This window comes from Anderseniella sp. Alg231-50 (assembly GCF_900149695.1).
Taxonomy (GTDB): domain Bacteria; phylum Pseudomonadota; class Alphaproteobacteria; order Rhizobiales; family Aestuariivirgaceae; genus Anderseniella.
The window spans coordinates 403,587-417,662 of the sequence record NZ_LT703004.1 but is presented as its reverse complement, the minus strand read 5'-3'; the positions used below and the strand labels follow the sequence as shown (position 1 = coordinate 417,662).

Annotated in this window: 13 protein-coding genes; 7 read left to right on the top strand and 6 right to left on the bottom strand. The window is 56.4% G+C overall.

Annotated elements, in window-relative coordinates; translation table 11 throughout:
- The 3 genes from DHN55_RS14580 to DHN55_RS14570 are packed head-to-tail and all read left to right on the top strand — an operon-like array spanning window position 1 to window position 2,857.
- Window positions 1-957, top strand: coding sequence for an ABC transporter permease subunit (locus DHN55_RS14580; RefSeq protein WP_108882204.1), 957 nt, complete (start codon window positions 1-3; stop codon window positions 955-957).
- Window positions 950-1,771, top strand: coding sequence for an ABC transporter permease subunit (locus tag DHN55_RS14575; RefSeq protein ID WP_108882203.1), 822 nt, complete (start codon window positions 950-952; stop codon window positions 1,769-1,771). Before DHN55_RS14580 ends, DHN55_RS14575 begins: the two co-directional genes overlap by 8 nt.
- Before the next feature lie 45 nt (window positions 1,772-1,816).
- A complete protein-coding gene (locus DHN55_RS14570; RefSeq protein ID WP_108882532.1) occupies window positions 1,817-2,857 on the top strand; it encodes an extracellular solute-binding protein in 1,041 nt (346 codons plus the stop codon).
- Between the two features lie 43 nt (window positions 2,858-2,900).
- Here the strand turns inward: DHN55_RS14570 and DHN55_RS14565 are convergent, their stop codons facing one another.
- The 5 genes from DHN55_RS14565 to metC form a co-directional block, all read right to left on the bottom strand.
- The gene (locus DHN55_RS14565; protein ID WP_337660333.1) at window positions 2,901-3,347 is read right to left on the bottom strand and encodes a DUF3574 domain-containing protein; all 447 of its coding nucleotides are present in this window, start codon (window positions 3,345-3,347) and stop codon (window positions 2,901-2,903) included.
- Between the two features lie 47 nt (window positions 3,348-3,394).
- On the bottom strand, window positions 3,395-4,285 hold the full coding sequence (locus DHN55_RS14560) for an EamA family transporter (protein WP_108882201.1): 891 nt from the start codon (window positions 4,283-4,285) through the stop codon (window positions 3,395-3,397).
- Between the two features lie 137 nt (window positions 4,286-4,422).
- Window positions 4,423-5,418: a zinc-binding dehydrogenase gene (locus DHN55_RS14555; protein ID WP_108882200.1), complete on the bottom strand. Its 996-nt coding sequence runs from the start codon at window positions 5,416-5,418 to the stop codon at window positions 4,423-4,425.
- Window positions 5,415-5,945 (bottom strand): CreA family protein, encoded by a 531-nt coding sequence (locus DHN55_RS14550; protein ID WP_108882199.1) that lies wholly within the window; start codon window positions 5,943-5,945, stop codon window positions 5,415-5,417. Before DHN55_RS14550 ends, DHN55_RS14555 begins: the two co-directional genes overlap by 4 nt.
- A 27-nt stretch (window positions 5,946-5,972) precedes the next feature.
- Window positions 5,973-7,148 (bottom strand): cystathionine beta-lyase, encoded by a 1,176-nt coding sequence (gene metC / locus DHN55_RS14545; RefSeq protein WP_108882198.1) that lies wholly within the window; start codon window positions 7,146-7,148, stop codon window positions 5,973-5,975.
- A 290-nt stretch (window positions 7,149-7,438) separates the two neighbouring features.
- Between metC and DHN55_RS14540 the strand changes: the two genes are divergently transcribed.
- The 4 genes from DHN55_RS14540 to DHN55_RS14525 all read left to right on the top strand — a co-directional run bounded on the left by DHN55_RS14540 (window position 7,439) and on the right by DHN55_RS14525 (window position 12,100).
- The gene (locus tag DHN55_RS14540; protein WP_108882197.1) at window positions 7,439-8,461 is read left to right on the top strand and encodes a transporter substrate-binding domain-containing protein; all 1,023 of its coding nucleotides are present in this window, start codon (window positions 7,439-7,441) and stop codon (window positions 8,459-8,461) included.
- Between the two features lie 263 nt (window positions 8,462-8,724).
- Window positions 8,725-9,909, top strand: a complete 1,185-nt coding sequence (locus tag DHN55_RS14535; protein ID WP_108882196.1) for an ABC transporter permease subunit — start codon at window positions 8,725-8,727, stop codon at window positions 9,907-9,909.
- Between the two features lie 4 nt (window positions 9,910-9,913).
- Window positions 9,914-11,233: an ABC transporter permease subunit gene (locus DHN55_RS14530; protein ID WP_108882195.1), complete on the top strand. Its 1,320-nt coding sequence runs from the start codon at window positions 9,914-9,916 to the stop codon at window positions 11,231-11,233.
- A gap of 129 nt (window positions 11,234-11,362) precedes the next feature.
- Window positions 11,363-12,100: an ATP-binding cassette domain-containing protein gene (locus tag DHN55_RS14525; protein WP_108882531.1), complete on the top strand. Its 738-nt coding sequence runs from the start codon at window positions 11,363-11,365 to the stop codon at window positions 12,098-12,100.
- Between the two features lie 469 nt (window positions 12,101-12,569).
- Here the strand turns inward: DHN55_RS14525 and DHN55_RS14520 are convergent, their stop codons facing one another.
- Window positions 12,570-14,072 (bottom strand): phosphomannomutase/phosphoglucomutase, encoded by a 1,503-nt coding sequence (locus DHN55_RS14520; protein ID WP_108882194.1) that lies wholly within the window; start codon window positions 14,070-14,072, stop codon window positions 12,570-12,572.
- Between the last annotated feature and the right edge of the window lie 4 nt (window positions 14,073-14,076).

Below are 14,076 nucleotides of genomic sequence, written 5' to 3'. Positions count from 1 at the left end.
ATGACCGACGCCGCAGCCGCCAGCCAGCAATCAAGTACCAGCGGGGCAGATGCCGGAATAGAGGCACGCAGGAAAGACGTGCGCAATCGCTGGCTGCTGGCAAGCCCGGCACTGACGGTGATCTTCTTTGCAGCACTTGGACCATTGCTGATCATGCTGGTCTATTCGTTCCTGCAGAAAGGTTCTTATGGCGGCGTCATCTGGAGTTTTTCCTCCGATGGCTGGTTCAATGTTTTCCTGAAGCGCGATATTTTCGATGACACGCTGGGCTTTGCCGACGGTCATCTGTCAATCTTCTGGCGGTCTCTCCGGCTGTCTTTCGGTACCACCGTACTCGCTCTGCTGTTCGGTTTCCCCACCGCCTATTACATCGCGACCCGGCCTGCCAACCTGCGGCCGGTTTTCCTGTTTCTGATCACTATTCCTTTCTGGACCAACCTGTTGATCCGGACATTTGCGATCATGGAAGTGATCCGCAATGAAGGTGTCGTCAACACGCTGCTGATGAGCCTGGGTGTGATTTCCAGTCCTATCCAGATGCTGTTCACCGACTTCGCCATCATGATTGGCATGGTCTACGTGTACCTGCCACTGATGGTGCTGCCGCTCTACGCCTCCATGGAACGGCTCGATTTCCGGTTGGTTGAAGCAGGTTACGACCTGTACGCCACCCGGCTTGATGTACTGCGGCGGATCATTGTGCCGATGGTCAAACCGGGCATTATTGCAGGATCAATCCTGGTGTTCGTGCCGTCACTGGGAGCTTATGTGACACCGCGGGTGCTGGGTGGCGGCAAGAACATGATGCTGGGCAATCTGATAGAGCTGCAGTTCGGCCAGGGCCGGAACTGGCCATTGGGCGCTGCCCTTTCCATAACGCTGCTGGTGATTGTCATGGTGGCGTTGCTGTTTTATGTGCGCAATGCCTCGAAGTCGGGAGCAAAGTCGCATGGCTGATATACCCGCAAAACCGTTTTCCATCAGACGCCAACCCGGTTTTGGCTTCATTGCCCTGTGCTGCTTCATGCTGCTTTACACCCCCATTCTCATTCTCGTGTTCTATTCGTTCAATGCCGGCACTTCAATTGCCATCTGGGAGGGATTCTCCTGGCGCTGGTACGAGGCGGCCTGGCAGAATGAACGCGTGGTGGATGCCTCCATAACCTCATTGAAAATTGCTGCTTCGGCTGCTTTCCTGGCCACCATTTGCGCCACGCTCGCGGCCCTGGCCACCACTCGCACCGAACCTTATCGCGGGATCACTGCAATTTATGCAGCCATCAACCAGCCCCTCATGGTGCCGGAGATTGTCACCGCGGTTGCCTTGCTGATCTTTTTCGCCATGATCAAGGTTTACACGGGATATCAGGGTCTGGCCTACCTGATCATCGCACATACGGCGTTTTGTATACCGTTCGCCTATCTGCCGATCCGGGCCCGGCTGGAGAATATGGACCTGTCGCTGGAGCAAGCTGCCGCTGATCTTTACGCCAATCCCTGGCAGACCTTCCGGCATGTGACCCTGCCGCTGATGGCGCCGGGTATTCTGGCTGGTGCCATGCTGGCGTTCGTCATTTCACTGGATGATGTAGTAATCACCGAATTTGTGAAATCGGGCGGTCAGGACACACTGCCGACTTACATGCTGGGCCAGTTGCGCCGCATCATAACGCCGGAAATCAATGCCATTTCCACCGTCTTCCTCGCCATCTCCGTGGCAGTGGTGACGGTGTTTTTCCTGCTGAACCGGAAAGGCAGCAGTGCATCGTGAGTGAGGGCCATGGCCCTGGAGTTTAACAAGCAAGGAGTTTGGGAGATGAAGTACAAAGTTACAGCAATAATGGCCGCCGCCGCCGTGGCGGTGGGGTGTTCCGCGTCCGCCGCAATGGCTGCCGGCGAGCTCAACATTTTCAATTGGGGCAACTACACCAACCCCAAGTTGGTCGAAAAGTTTGAGAAGGAGTTCGGTGTCAAGGTAACCGTGACCGACTACGATTCGAATGACACGGCTCTGGCAAAGATCCGTGCCGGTGGCCATGGCTATGACATCGTTGTGCCGTCGGGAACCTTCATTCCGATCTGGATTGCCGAGGGTCTCCTGATGGAAACCAATCCCAATGGCATGGAAAACTTCAAGAACGTGGCCGAGCAATGGAACAATCCGGTGTTTGACCCGGGTCGCAAGTACACGGTGCCCTGGCAGTGGGGAACCGTTGGCATCACCGTCAATACATCTGTCTACAAGGGCGATGTGAACACTTCCGCCATTGTTTTCAATCCGCCGGCCGAACTGAAGGGCAAGATCAATGTCGTGCCCGAAATGAGCGATGTCATGTCATTGGCCATCACCTATGTGGGTGGCAAGCCGTGCACCACCGACAAGACGGTGTTGAAGAAAGTTCGCGACACGCTGGTGGCCGCCAAACCGGACTGGTTGTCACTCGACTACGGGACAGTTGAGAAGTATGCCAAGGGCGACATTTCTGCCGGTGTTTACTGGAACGGTGCGTCTTTCCGGGCCCGTTTGCAGAACAAGGACATTGTCTACGGCTATCCGAAGGAAGGCTATCCGATCTGGACCGACAATGTAGCCGTGCTGAAGGACGCCAAGAATGTCGACAATGCCAAGGCGTTCCAGAACTTCATCATGAAGCCTGAAAACGCTGCCCTGATTTCCGAGTTTGCCCGTTATGCCAACGGCATCGCCGGTTCCGGGGAATTCATGCCGGAAGACATGAAGACGGCACCGGAAGTCAATGTACCGGCTGAGTTGAGCGGGGCTGGCTTCGTCGCAGAGACATGCTCTCCGGAAGCAACCGAACTTTATACGGCTATCTGGACCGAACTGACCAAGTAAGTCGGTTAATTTCTGCGATCAGGTTACCACCTGATCGCAGGTTTCAGGGTGCCGTACAAAATCGCACATTTGTTCTGTTGCTGGATATCAGCACGGACTGCTGATCAAACCGGGATCTGTATCTTTCCGCGATCTCGTTGATCATGGCTTCATTGCCCGGCGTCGCCTCGTGCAGGATTACCACCTGCCTGCCGTTCTCATAAACGGTTGCCTTGGTGTTTTCATGCTGCCAGTAGCCGGTCGTTTCGATGATCGTGAAACCTTGGGGGAATTCGGCTACGAAATTGTCAGTGACGAATTTGTCCCACTCGCGCCTGGAAACCGCAGCACCTGTACTCCTGCTCAATCCCATAAACAGTTTGGTCTCGATCCATTCGAATTTGGACAAGGGGCAGTTTGCCTGCGGCTTGCCTTGGGCATGTACAATCTTTCCGGGGGTCGCGAGCAACACCACAGCGATGACGCAGCAGAACACACTCAGCCTTTTCATTTGTCTCATAAACTCCCTCTTTGCTGATCCGGTTCGGGTCGATCTGATCACTTTTGTGATCGCGCCGGGTGAATGAAGGTCAAGGCAACCGAGGACAAAATCAAGCCGAGCGCGACGATCTTGTCCAGTGTCAGCACATCGCCCAGCAGCAGGCTGGATGACAGTACGCCGACCACCGGGATGAGCAGGGTGCCGATGGCGGCCGTTGATGCAGGTAGCCGGGAAACCAGGCTGACCCAGGCCGCATAGCATAACGCCACCGGGCCGATGACATGAAATGCAAACACCGCCAGAACCGCGCCGTCCGGGAAATTGAGAGACCATGGTTGTTCAAACAGCAGTGCACCTGCCCAGGCGGGAATGGCAGAGGCGCCAACCAACCAGGCAGAACGGGCCAGCGGTGCCATTATCCAGTGCCGCGCCTTCAGCAGCACAGTGCCGGCTGCCCATGATACGGCTGCCGCCAGCATGAACAGAAAGCCTGCCGGGTGATCAATGAAATGCCTCGCATCACCTGCAAGCAGTGTTGCCAGTCCCGCCATGCCCAGGAGCAATGAAGCGAGGCGGTTCAGGCCAAATTTCTCTCCCAGGAACATCACGGCAAGCAATGCAGCCCACATCGGCATAGTGAATGCGATGATGGCAGCTTTGGACGTTTCCGTCAGCAACTGGCCGAATGCTGTAAACACATTGAAGCCGAATACGGTCAGAAGGCTGGCGATCACTAGCGGGACGCGTTCTCCGGCTTCAATGCGCAGGCTTTCACCGCCGCGATGCGCGATGATTGCCAGCAGCACGGCACCCAGCGTGAACGCAAGCGCCCGGAACGTCCATGGCGGGATGGAGCCGAGGATGAACTTGACCGCTGGCCAGTTGAGACCCCACAAAACCCCTATAGTTACGACCAGCGCAAAGGCGCCTGCCTGCGATCTGGTCATGTTTCAACCCGAGCGGTTTCGTTCCATTGTTGCCTGTTTCAAGATACACAGGCACCGTGCTTTTCAGGAAAACTCAAAACCGGATGGTCGGCAACCCTTGTGCGCGCAGGGCTTGACTGCACAAAGCACAGTGCTTGTTACCTCACTGCCACCAGGCAGGCGCCATCGACCTGACCGGTCTCAACGGCTTCATGAGCATCGATCATCTGGTCAAACTCAAACCGGGCGCCGACATGGTGACGCAGTTTGCCTGAACCGAGCAGTTCACTGACACCTGTCAGTGCTGCATCCCGCTGCACATCGCTTAGCGCGAAGATAGAAAACGGCGTCAGCACAATATTGGCATACAGCATCTGCGCGAACGGCAGGGCAGGGGCCGGGTTCATGTCGGATGCGTATGCAGCGATAACCGCACGCATGTTCAGTGCCGGCAGGACGTGTTCCAGTGTCAGGGCCAGCGTGGCATCACAGACCCGGTCAATGCCGTCCGGTGCCGCTGCCTGCAGCCTGCTGCCCGGATCAGGCGTGGTGTAGTCAACCACTGCGCTGGCGCCCAGTTTTTCAAGCTCATCGGACTTTTCCGGGCGTGACAGGGCAATCACCCTGGCACCTGCCGCTTTCGCAATCTGCACGCCGTAGCGCCCGACGCGCCCGCCGGCACCAGTCACCAGGACTGTTCTGCCAGTTACGGGTCCATCTCCCAGCACACCGTGCCAGGCAGTCACGGCAGGCACTCCGATGCAGGCGCCGTCTGCGAAGCTTGCGGATTTGGGTAACTCGACCGCCAGCGGCGAGGGGACTGCCAGCATGCTGCTTGCCGTTCCATGCGGCCTGCCGGCTTGCGCCCCGAACAGCCAGACATGCTCACCAACTCTCCCCGACGGCACTCCCTCCCCAACAGCAACGATAATCCCAGCACCATCATTATTGGGTATGATTTGCCCAAAACTGCCAAGTTCGCGGCCGGTGGTTCGCCGTTTTATGTCGGTCGGGTTGACGGCCGACACTTTGGTTTCAACAAGAACTTCACCTGCCGCAGGTTCAGGCGCTGCCATGCGCTTCAAATGCATAACATCACGGGCCGAACCGGCTTTTGCGTAACTCCACGCGCGTATGGAAGAGCCGGTGTTCACTTTTCCATGTACTCACCACACTTCGGAGCCGGTGAATTGCCCCACGGCATGATTGGCACGGTGGACGTGGAGTTTTGCGGGCTGCCCTCAATGATGCGGTCCGAATAGACAAGATAGACCAGCGTGTTGCGCTCGGGATCACAGCCGCGCACGATCTGCAGTTTCTTGAAGAACAGTGACCGGCGCTGCTTGTACATCTCATCACCCTGCTCAAATTTCGCCTTGAAGCTCACCGGACCAACCTGCCGGCAGGCCAGCGATACCTCCGAGCGCTCCTCGGCAAACCCCGCCCAGCCCTTCCAGCCACCGATTTCCGGCAAGGTGAAGTGACAGGCAACGCCTTCGATGATCGGATCATCCAGCGCATAGACGGACAGTTTGGCGTTGGGTGAGAGCAACCGGAACACAGTGGATTTCTTGAAGATCAGCTCCGGATCGTCATCGGCCGCGATTGCCGGACTGATGGCGGCGGTGATCAGCAACATGGCCGAAATGCCTGCGGCCATGAGGGATTTGCAAAAGGTCATGGGTAACTCCGTTAAATCGGGTGCCGGTCAGACCAGTGCTGCCATCGCCTTGAAACCGTTCTCCAGGTCTTCCTTCAGGTCCCTGACGTCCTCAAGCCCGATGTGCAGGCGCAGCAGATGGCCTTCACGATCCCAAGTTGTAGCTGTCCTATAGCTGGTGACATCACATGGAATTACAAGGCTCTCAAACCCTCCCCATGAATATCCCATGCCGTACAAGGTCAGCGTATTGAGGAACGCGTCAACAGCCTGCTGGTTGCGGGTTTTCAGCACAAAACCGAACAGGCCCGATGCGCCTTTGAAGTCACGTTTCCAGATATCATGACCCGCTGCGCCTGGAAGACCGGGATGCAGAACCTCCGCCACCTCGTCGCGCCCGTCCAGCCATTCGGCAATATCAAGGGCTGACTTCATGTGGCGTTCCAGGCGCACATCCAGAGTACGGATACCTCGCAGCGTCAGGTACATGTCGTCCGGCCCGGCACACAGTCCCATCTGCTCATAGGCGTCCTTGAACCGCTCCCAATGCTCCTCTGCGACAGTGATACACCCCATCATGCAGTCGGAATGGCCGACAAGGTATTTGGTGGCCGCCTGGAAAGAGATGTCGCAACCGTGCTCAAACGCCTTGAAATAATGTCCGCCGGACCAGGTGTTGTCGATCGCTACAAGGGCGTCATGAGCATGTGCCGCTTTGACGATTGCGGGAATGTCCTGCATCTCAAATGTCTGCGAACCCGGGCATTCGGTCATCACAAGCCTGGTATTGGGTTGCATCAGGTCGGAAATGCCGGCCCCGATCAAAGGATCATAAAACGTTGTTTCTATTCCCATGCGCTGGAGCAGGCCGTTGCACAGGTTGCGGGTAGGCCGATAGGCGCTGTCGGTTACAAGCACATGATCGCCGCTGTTCAGGAACGCCATCATGACGGCGGATACCGCGGCCAGGCCGGACGGGGTCAGCCTGCAGGCGTGACCTCCTTCGAGCTGGGCGATGGTTTCTTCCAGCGCCCGTGACGTAGGGGTTCCCTTGCGCCCGTAGGTGTAGGGCTGATTTTGCGCGCGCAGTGCATCGGTGTTTGGATACAGGATTGTGGATGCATGGTAGACACCGGGACTGACAATGCCATGCTCGGAATACTGCCTGCCTGCAGTAACAAGATCGGTTGCAGGTTGGTGCGGAGCACCCTTGGGGCTTTTCATGGGATGGACTTTCACAGGCTGAAATGGATCAGCCTTGTTTACCGTTTCTGTCAGCTTTGAGAAGAATTTTTTTGTTGAACAGCTTGACGATGGTTGGAATTTGGGCAGGATACTCTCCGTGCGCGCTTAATAGGCGCGTACTCAGGGAGTAAAAATTGAAATACTCATGGACGGTGGCTATTGCTGAACCGGAACCAAGTAACACGGCAGGTAAAACAGATTGCCGAGTTGCCTATTCGCTCCTGTTGCAGGAGCAATGGCCCAATCTCAAATGATCAAAGGAAATACAAATGAAACGTACGTTGCTTTCGCTTGCTCTCGGTACAGCTGTATCGCTTGCCGGCATTTCAGCTGCTTCAGCAGGCACCCTCGATGACGTCAAATCCAAGGGACACATTCAGTGTGGTGTGAGCCAGGGCCTGATCGGCTTCTCGAACCCGGATGACAAGAACAACTGGACCGGTCTCGATGTCGATTTCTGCCGCGCAGTTGCCGGTGCGGTTTTCGGTGATGGTCAGAAGGTGAAGTTTACACCGCTGTCAGCCAAGGAGCGTTTTACAGCTCTGCAGTCTGGTGAAATCGACATCCTGTCGCGCAACACTACCTGGACCATGGGTCGTGATACCTCACTTGGTCTCGTGTTCGCTGGTGTGACCTACTACGATGGCCAGGGCTTCATGGTTAAGAAGTCCCTTGGTGTCGACAGCGCACTGAAGCTCGATGGCGCATCGGTTTGCACGCAGACCGGCACAACCACCGAACTCAACCTGGCTGACTATTTCCGTGCCAACAACATGAAGTATGAAGTTGTTGCATTCGAAAAGGCTGATGAAGTTATCGCTGCATACGATTCCGGTCGTTGCGACGTGTTCACGACTGACCAGTCCGGCCTGTATGCAGAGCGCCTCAAGCTGAAGAATCCTGACGAAAACGTGGTTCTTCCCGAAATCATTTCCAAAGAGCCTCTGGGCCCGGTTGTCCGTCAGGGCGACGATGCCTGGTTCAACGTTGTGAAGTGGACTTACTTCGCACTGCTCAACGCTGAAGAAGCCGGTGTTACTGCTGCGAACGCAGGTGACATGATGGCTAACTCGACAGACCCGGGCATCCGCCGTCTGCTGGGTGTTGAAGGCGACTTCGGCAAGGCCATCGGTCTTGAGAACAACTGGGCTGCCAATGCGATCAAGGCTGTTGGCAACTATGGCGAAATGTTTGATCGCAATGTTGGTCCTGACACCAACCTGAAGATCAGCCGCGGCGTAAATGCGCTGTGGAGCAAGGGCGGCATCCAGTATGCACCGCCTGTTCGCTAACAACGACATTTGAAACTGTCCGGCATCTTGCGTTTGTGATGCGCAGCTTGCCGGGCAGCATTTATTACTTTTATACTGAGATTTGAGAATTGAATGTTCCTGTGGTGGAACGACCCGGCGCAAGACCGGGCGACGGGAACGAAGGGTGAGGGCCCGCGCACGCTACAGGCTATCGTGTTTGCGGGGAGGAAATGGGGCAATGATCTGAAGGCTACGCAATTTTGGCGTTCCTCGGCTCGGCTCAGCAGGGTGAAGGCAGCAGCATGAGTGTAAGCACGGGCGTCGACGGCCCACCAAAAGTCGCATTTTTCAACGATCCAAAAGTCCGATCGATCGGGGTTCAGGCGATATTGATCGCAGTCGTTATCTTCTTCGCTTGGCAGATGGTTCAGAACACGCTGGCCAATCTGGAGCGGGCAAATATCGCATCCGGCTGGGGCTTCCTCAATACGACAGCGGGTTTTGATCTGTCGTTTACCCTGATCCCGTATTCGGAATCCTCAACTTATGGCCGGGCGATCACAGTTGGTGTTCTCAATACCATTCTGGTGGCTTTTTGCGGGATCATCACAGCGACGATAATCGGTTTCTTTGCCGGCGTTATGCGCCTGTCAAAGAACTGGCTGGTCGCCAAAGTTGCTGAAATCTATATCGAGGTCATGCGCAACGTTCCGCTGCTGGTACAGATGTTCATCTGGTACAAGGTGGTGCTGGCCGCGTTGCCCAGCCCGAGAAATGCCTGGTCCATCGCAGATACCATCTACTTGTCCAATCGCGGCATTACTATTCCGAAATTCATTTGGGGAGACGGGGCGTGGATGATCGCGGTTGCGGTGATTGCAGCCATTATCGGCATTGTGGTGGTGAAGAAGTGGGCTCACAAACGCCAGGAAGCAACCGGTGAACAATTCCCGGTTTTCCTCACTTCTCTTGGCCTTTTGTTCGGATTGCCGTTGCTGACTTATTTTGCCATGGGTTCTCCGGTTGAGTTTGAATTTCCCGAGCAGGGCAAATTCAATCTGCGCGGCGGTGTCGGCCTCGTACCGGAGTTTGCCGCGCTGTATTTTGCCTTGTCGGCCTATACAGCCGCGTTCATTGCGGAGATCGTTCGCTCCGGCATCCTGGCGGTAAACAAGGGCCAGACCGAAGCATCTTATGCACTCGGATTGAGACCTAACCCGGCATTGCGTCTGGTTGTTATTCCGCAAGCCATGCGGGTGATTATTCCGCCACTGGCCAGCCAGTATCTGAACCTGACCAAGAACTCGTCTCTGGCGGTTGCAATCGGCTTCCCTGAACTGGTGGCAGCCGGCGGTACCGTGATGAACCAGTCCGGACAGGCGGTGGAAATCATCGCTATCTGGATGGCGGTCTACCTGACCATTTCGCTGCTCACGTCGGCCTTTATGAACTGGTTCAATTCACGAATGAAGCTGGTGGAGAGATAAGCACATGTCAGACATTCATTCTCAAAGAAACCTAGCTTATGTGCGCACAGAACAGGCGCCTGCCATGCCGGCACCGATGTCTGCCAGCGGACCGATCGGCTGGATGCGGGAAAACCTGTTTCCGACACCGATAAATTCAGTGATGTCTCTCATATTCGGGGCGCTGCTGCTGTACGTGATCTGGATTACGCTCGACTGGGCTGTTTTCAAGGCGGTATGGAGCGGTGAAGACCGGTCAGCCTGCATTGGCGATGGCGCGCACGGCGCTTGCTGGGCAATGGCACGAGCCAAGTTTGGTCAATGGATGTACGGGTTCTACCCGTTCACCGAACGCTGGCGTGTGGACGTTGTTGGCATCATAGGCATATTGGCTCTGGTGCCGATGATGATGCCGTCACTGCCTTACAAGCGGATCAATGGCATTTTCCTGCTGGGTATCTATCCCATCCTGACATTGATTATGCTGACCGGCGGTAATTTCAATATCGACATGTCAACCTGGCTGACCGTTGGCGCCTTTGTCGCTGCAGTCGTCATCCCGATCCTTTTGTTGGGATTTGTCGCCAAGATCATTCAGCCAGGTCATGCGCTGGTCGCGTCTGCCGCGATTGCAGGTGGTGTCGCCCTGCTGCTGATTATCATGTCGATCGACTTTGGACTGCCGTATGTCGAGACCTCCAAATGGGGCGGTCTGCTGCTGACACTGGTCGTCGCCATCACCGGCATTGTGGCGTCTCTGCCGATAGGCGTCTTGCTGGCGCTGGGGCGGCAATCGAGCATGCCGGTGGTGAAACTGTTTTCAGTGGCGTTTATCGAACTCTGGCGCGGTGTACCTCTGATCACCGTATTGTTCATGGCATCCGTCGTACTGCCACTGTTCCTGCCGCCGGGCACCAGTTTCGACAAGCTGCTGCGCGCGCTCATCGGTGTCGCACTGTTCTCGTCAGCCTATATGGCCGAAGTGGTGCGCGGTGGTCTGCAAGCCATTCCAAAGGGTCAGACGGAAGCAGCACAGGCGCTTGGTCTGACCTATTGGCAGAACATGGGCCTGATCACGCTGCCACAAGCGTTGAAGCTGGTCATTCCCGGCATCGTCAATACTTTTATAGGCTTGTTCAAGGACACCGTGCTGGTTGGCATCATCGGATTGTACGATCTGCTTCTCATCGTCCAGGCCGCCAATACCGACCAAAAGTGGGTGGCTCCACAAACCCACTCGACCGGCTTCTTCTTTGCCGCCGCAGTGTTCTGGATATTCTGCTTCGGCATGTCGCGCTATTCCATGTTCATGGAACGCCAGCTCGACACCGGACACAAAAATTAAACCGATCAAGGACTAGGGAAACCGACCATGGCTAAGGCAACCAAAAAAGCGCCTGCAAAAAAAGCGGCGAGCAAGACGACAGCATCTTCGGCAACAAAGGCTGCGCAGGCAAATGACGGCCATATCAGTATGGACGATGTTGCGATCCAGATATCGAGCATGAACAAGTGGTATGGCGACTTCCATGTGCTGAGAGACATTGATCTCACGGTTTACCGCGGCGAGCGCATCGTCATCTGCGGGCCGTCCGGATCCGGCAAGTCAACGCTGATCCGTTGCATCAACCGGCTGGAAGAACACCAGAAGGGACAGATCATCGTGGATGGCATAGAGCTGACCGATGACCTGAAGAAGATCGACGAAATCCGCCGTGAAGTCGGCATGGTCTTCCAGCACTTCAACCTGTTCCCGCATCTCACCATTCTGGAAAACTGCACTCTTGCCCCGATCTGGGTGCGCAAGATGCCGAAGAAGGAAGCCGAGGAAATCGCGATGGGTTTCCTGGAGAAGGTGAAGATTCCCGAGCAGGCCAACAAGTATCCTGGCCAGTTGTCAGGTGGCCAGCAGCAGCGTGTGGCCATTGCGCGCTCGCTGTGCATGAACCCTCGTATCATGCTGTTCGATGAGCCGACATCTGCACTCGATCCTGAAATGATCAAGGAAGTGCTCGAAGTGATGGTGGACCTGGCGGAGACCGGCATGACCATGCTGTGCGTGACCCACGAAATGGGCTTTGCACGTCAGGTTGCCGACCGGGTGATCTTCATGGACGAGGGGCAGATCGTTGAACAGAACGAACCTGAAGCCTTCTTCACCAGCCCGAAGTCAGACCGCACCAAGCTGTTCCTGAGCCAGATCCTTCATTAGGTTTTTCTGGTCGGACAGCTTGTCCGCCTGACACTTCGTGTCTGGCGGGCCGTTCTGCATTATGCTGGTCGAACAGCTTTCTTCGCTGCGCTCAGGTCGTTCTCCGACCCTGAACAACCCTGGTGATGAATTCCGCTCCGAGGCACGCAAGTGCCGAGGCAAGGCCGACTGGCCGTCGCACGAAGTGCGCCCTGGCGGAGCGCAGCCGTCAGGCTGCTTGCGTGAGCGGAATGAAAAAGCACGCAAGTGCCGAGGCAAGGCCGACTGGCCGTCGCACGAAGTGCGCCCTGGCGGAGCGCAGCCGTCAGGCTGCTTGCGTGAGCGGAATGAAAAAGCACGCAAGTGCCGAGGCAAGGCCGACTGGCCGTCGCACGAAGTGCGCCCCGGCGGAGTGCAGCCGTCAGGCTGCTTACGTGAGTGGAATGCAACAAAGCACGCAGGTGCCGAGGCAGGCCTGGCGAGTTTTCGGTCAGGCTATCTTCTGGTTGTATTCACCCACTTCCGGGTAATCGCTCAGGTGCATGTCGATGGCCTTGAACATTGCCTTCATCATGTCCTCTGACGTCGGGCTTTCGCACACGACGACAAGTTCCGGCTTGTTGGAAGATGCACGCACCAGGCCCCATGTGCCATCTGCCAGCACGATGCGGATGCCGTTTACCGTGATCAGCTCGCGAATTGCCTGTCCGGCCAGCTTGCCGCCGTCTGCGGCAATCCTCTGGAAATAGCCCACAGCCTTGTCGACGATGCCGTACTTTTCTTCATCGGCGCAATGGGGTGACATGGTGGGCGAACCCCAGGTCTGCGGCAGGTCGCGGTACAGGTCCGCCATGGATTTTTCAGGCTGGCGTTCGAGCATGCGCAGGATGGCGATGGCAGACGCCAGCCCGTCATCATATCCAAGCCCGTAGGGTTCGCGCAGGAAATAGTGGCCGGACTTCTCAAATCCGGCAATTGCGCCCAGTTCATTGGTGCGCCGCTTCATATAGGAGTGTCCGGTTTTCCAGTAATCGGTGCGCGCTCCCTGAGCTTTCAGCACCGGGTCGGTTTTGTACAGGCCGGTCGATTTGACATCGACGACGAACTGGGCGTTTTCATGTTCCGACGACATGAAGCGGGCCAGCATGACGCCGACCTTGTCGGCAAAAATCTCGTTACCCTCATTATCCACCACGCCGCAGCGATCCCCGTCACCATCAAACCCCAGGCCGACATCTGCGCCTGATGCCAACACTGCATCGCGCATGGCATGCAGCATTTCCATGTCTTCCGGGTTCGGGTTGTAGCGTGGGAAGGAATGATCGAGTTCGCAGTCCAGCGGCACCACCTCACACCCCATGGCTTCCAGCACTTGAGGCGCGAATGCACCGGCCGTACCGTTGCCACATGCGCATACCACTTTCAGTTTACGGGTAACCGGTCCGCCCTTGACCAGGTCCGCGATATATTTTTCCTCCAGATCAGATACATGCACAAGGCCGCCACCGTCACGGGTTTGCCATTTGCCGCCCAGCACGATGTCCTTGAGCGCGCTCATTTCATCCGGCCCGAAGGTGAGGGGGCGGTCACAGCCCATTTTCACGCCGGTCCAGCCATTGTCATTGTGGCTGGCCGTCACCATGGCAACCGCCGGCACATCGAGTGCAAACTGGGCGAAATAGGCCATGGGTGAAAGTCCGAGCCCGATGTCATACACGGTACAGCCAGAGGCCATCAGGCCGGTGGTCAGTGCCTGCTTGATGGACATGGAATATCCGCGAAAATCATGCGCCGTCACGATGTGGGGCTTGATGCCGCGCTGGTGCAGGTAAGTGCCAAGTCCAAGGCCCAGCGCCTGGATGCCGTAAAGGTTGATTTCCTTTTCGAACAGCCAGCGCGCATCGTATTCGCGAAACCCTGTCGCCTTGACCAGCGGAAGACGTTCATAGTCCGGTGTGTTGGGAACCAGATCGGCGCGGGGTTTGGCAAGCATCGAG

What these genes read in the sequence shown, in the direction of transcription:
- DHN55_RS14550 (WP_108882199.1), bottom strand. Translation starts at nt 5,945, where the DNA reads ATGACCTTTTGCAAATCCCTCATGGCCGCAGGCATTTCGGCCATGTTG.
- DHN55_RS14540 (WP_108882197.1), top strand. Translation starts at nt 7,439, where the DNA reads ATGAAACGTACGTTGCTTTCGCTTGCTCTCGGTACAGCTGTATCGCTT.
- DHN55_RS14520 (WP_108882194.1), bottom strand. Translation starts at nt 14,072, where the DNA reads ATGCTTGCCAAACCCCGCGCCGATCTGGTTCCCAACACACCGGACTAT.
- metC (WP_108882198.1), bottom strand. Translation starts at nt 7,148, where the DNA reads ATGAAAAGCCCCAAGGGTGCTCCGCACCAACCTGCAACCGATCTTGTT.
- DHN55_RS14570 (WP_108882532.1), top strand. Translation starts at nt 1,817, where the DNA reads ATGAAGTACAAAGTTACAGCAATAATGGCCGCCGCCGCCGTGGCGGTG.
- DHN55_RS14560 (WP_108882201.1), bottom strand. Translation starts at nt 4,285, where the DNA reads ATGACCAGATCGCAGGCAGGCGCCTTTGCGCTGGTCGTAACTATAGGG.
- DHN55_RS14525 (WP_108882531.1), top strand. Translation starts at nt 11,363, where the DNA reads ATGGACGATGTTGCGATCCAGATATCGAGCATGAACAAGTGGTATGGC.
- DHN55_RS14565 (WP_337660333.1), bottom strand. Translation starts at nt 3,347, where the DNA reads ATGAAAAGGCTGAGTGTGTTCTGCTGCGTCATCGCTGTGGTGTTGCTC.
- DHN55_RS14535 (WP_108882196.1), top strand. Translation starts at nt 8,725, where the DNA reads ATGAGTGTAAGCACGGGCGTCGACGGCCCACCAAAAGTCGCATTTTTC.
- DHN55_RS14580 (WP_108882204.1), top strand. Translation starts at nt 1, where the DNA reads ATGACCGACGCCGCAGCCGCCAGCCAGCAATCAAGTACCAGCGGGGCA.
- DHN55_RS14575 (WP_108882203.1), top strand. Translation starts at nt 950, where the DNA reads ATGGCTGATATACCCGCAAAACCGTTTTCCATCAGACGCCAACCCGGT.
- DHN55_RS14530 (WP_108882195.1), top strand. Translation starts at nt 9,914, where the DNA reads ATGTCAGACATTCATTCTCAAAGAAACCTAGCTTATGTGCGCACAGAA.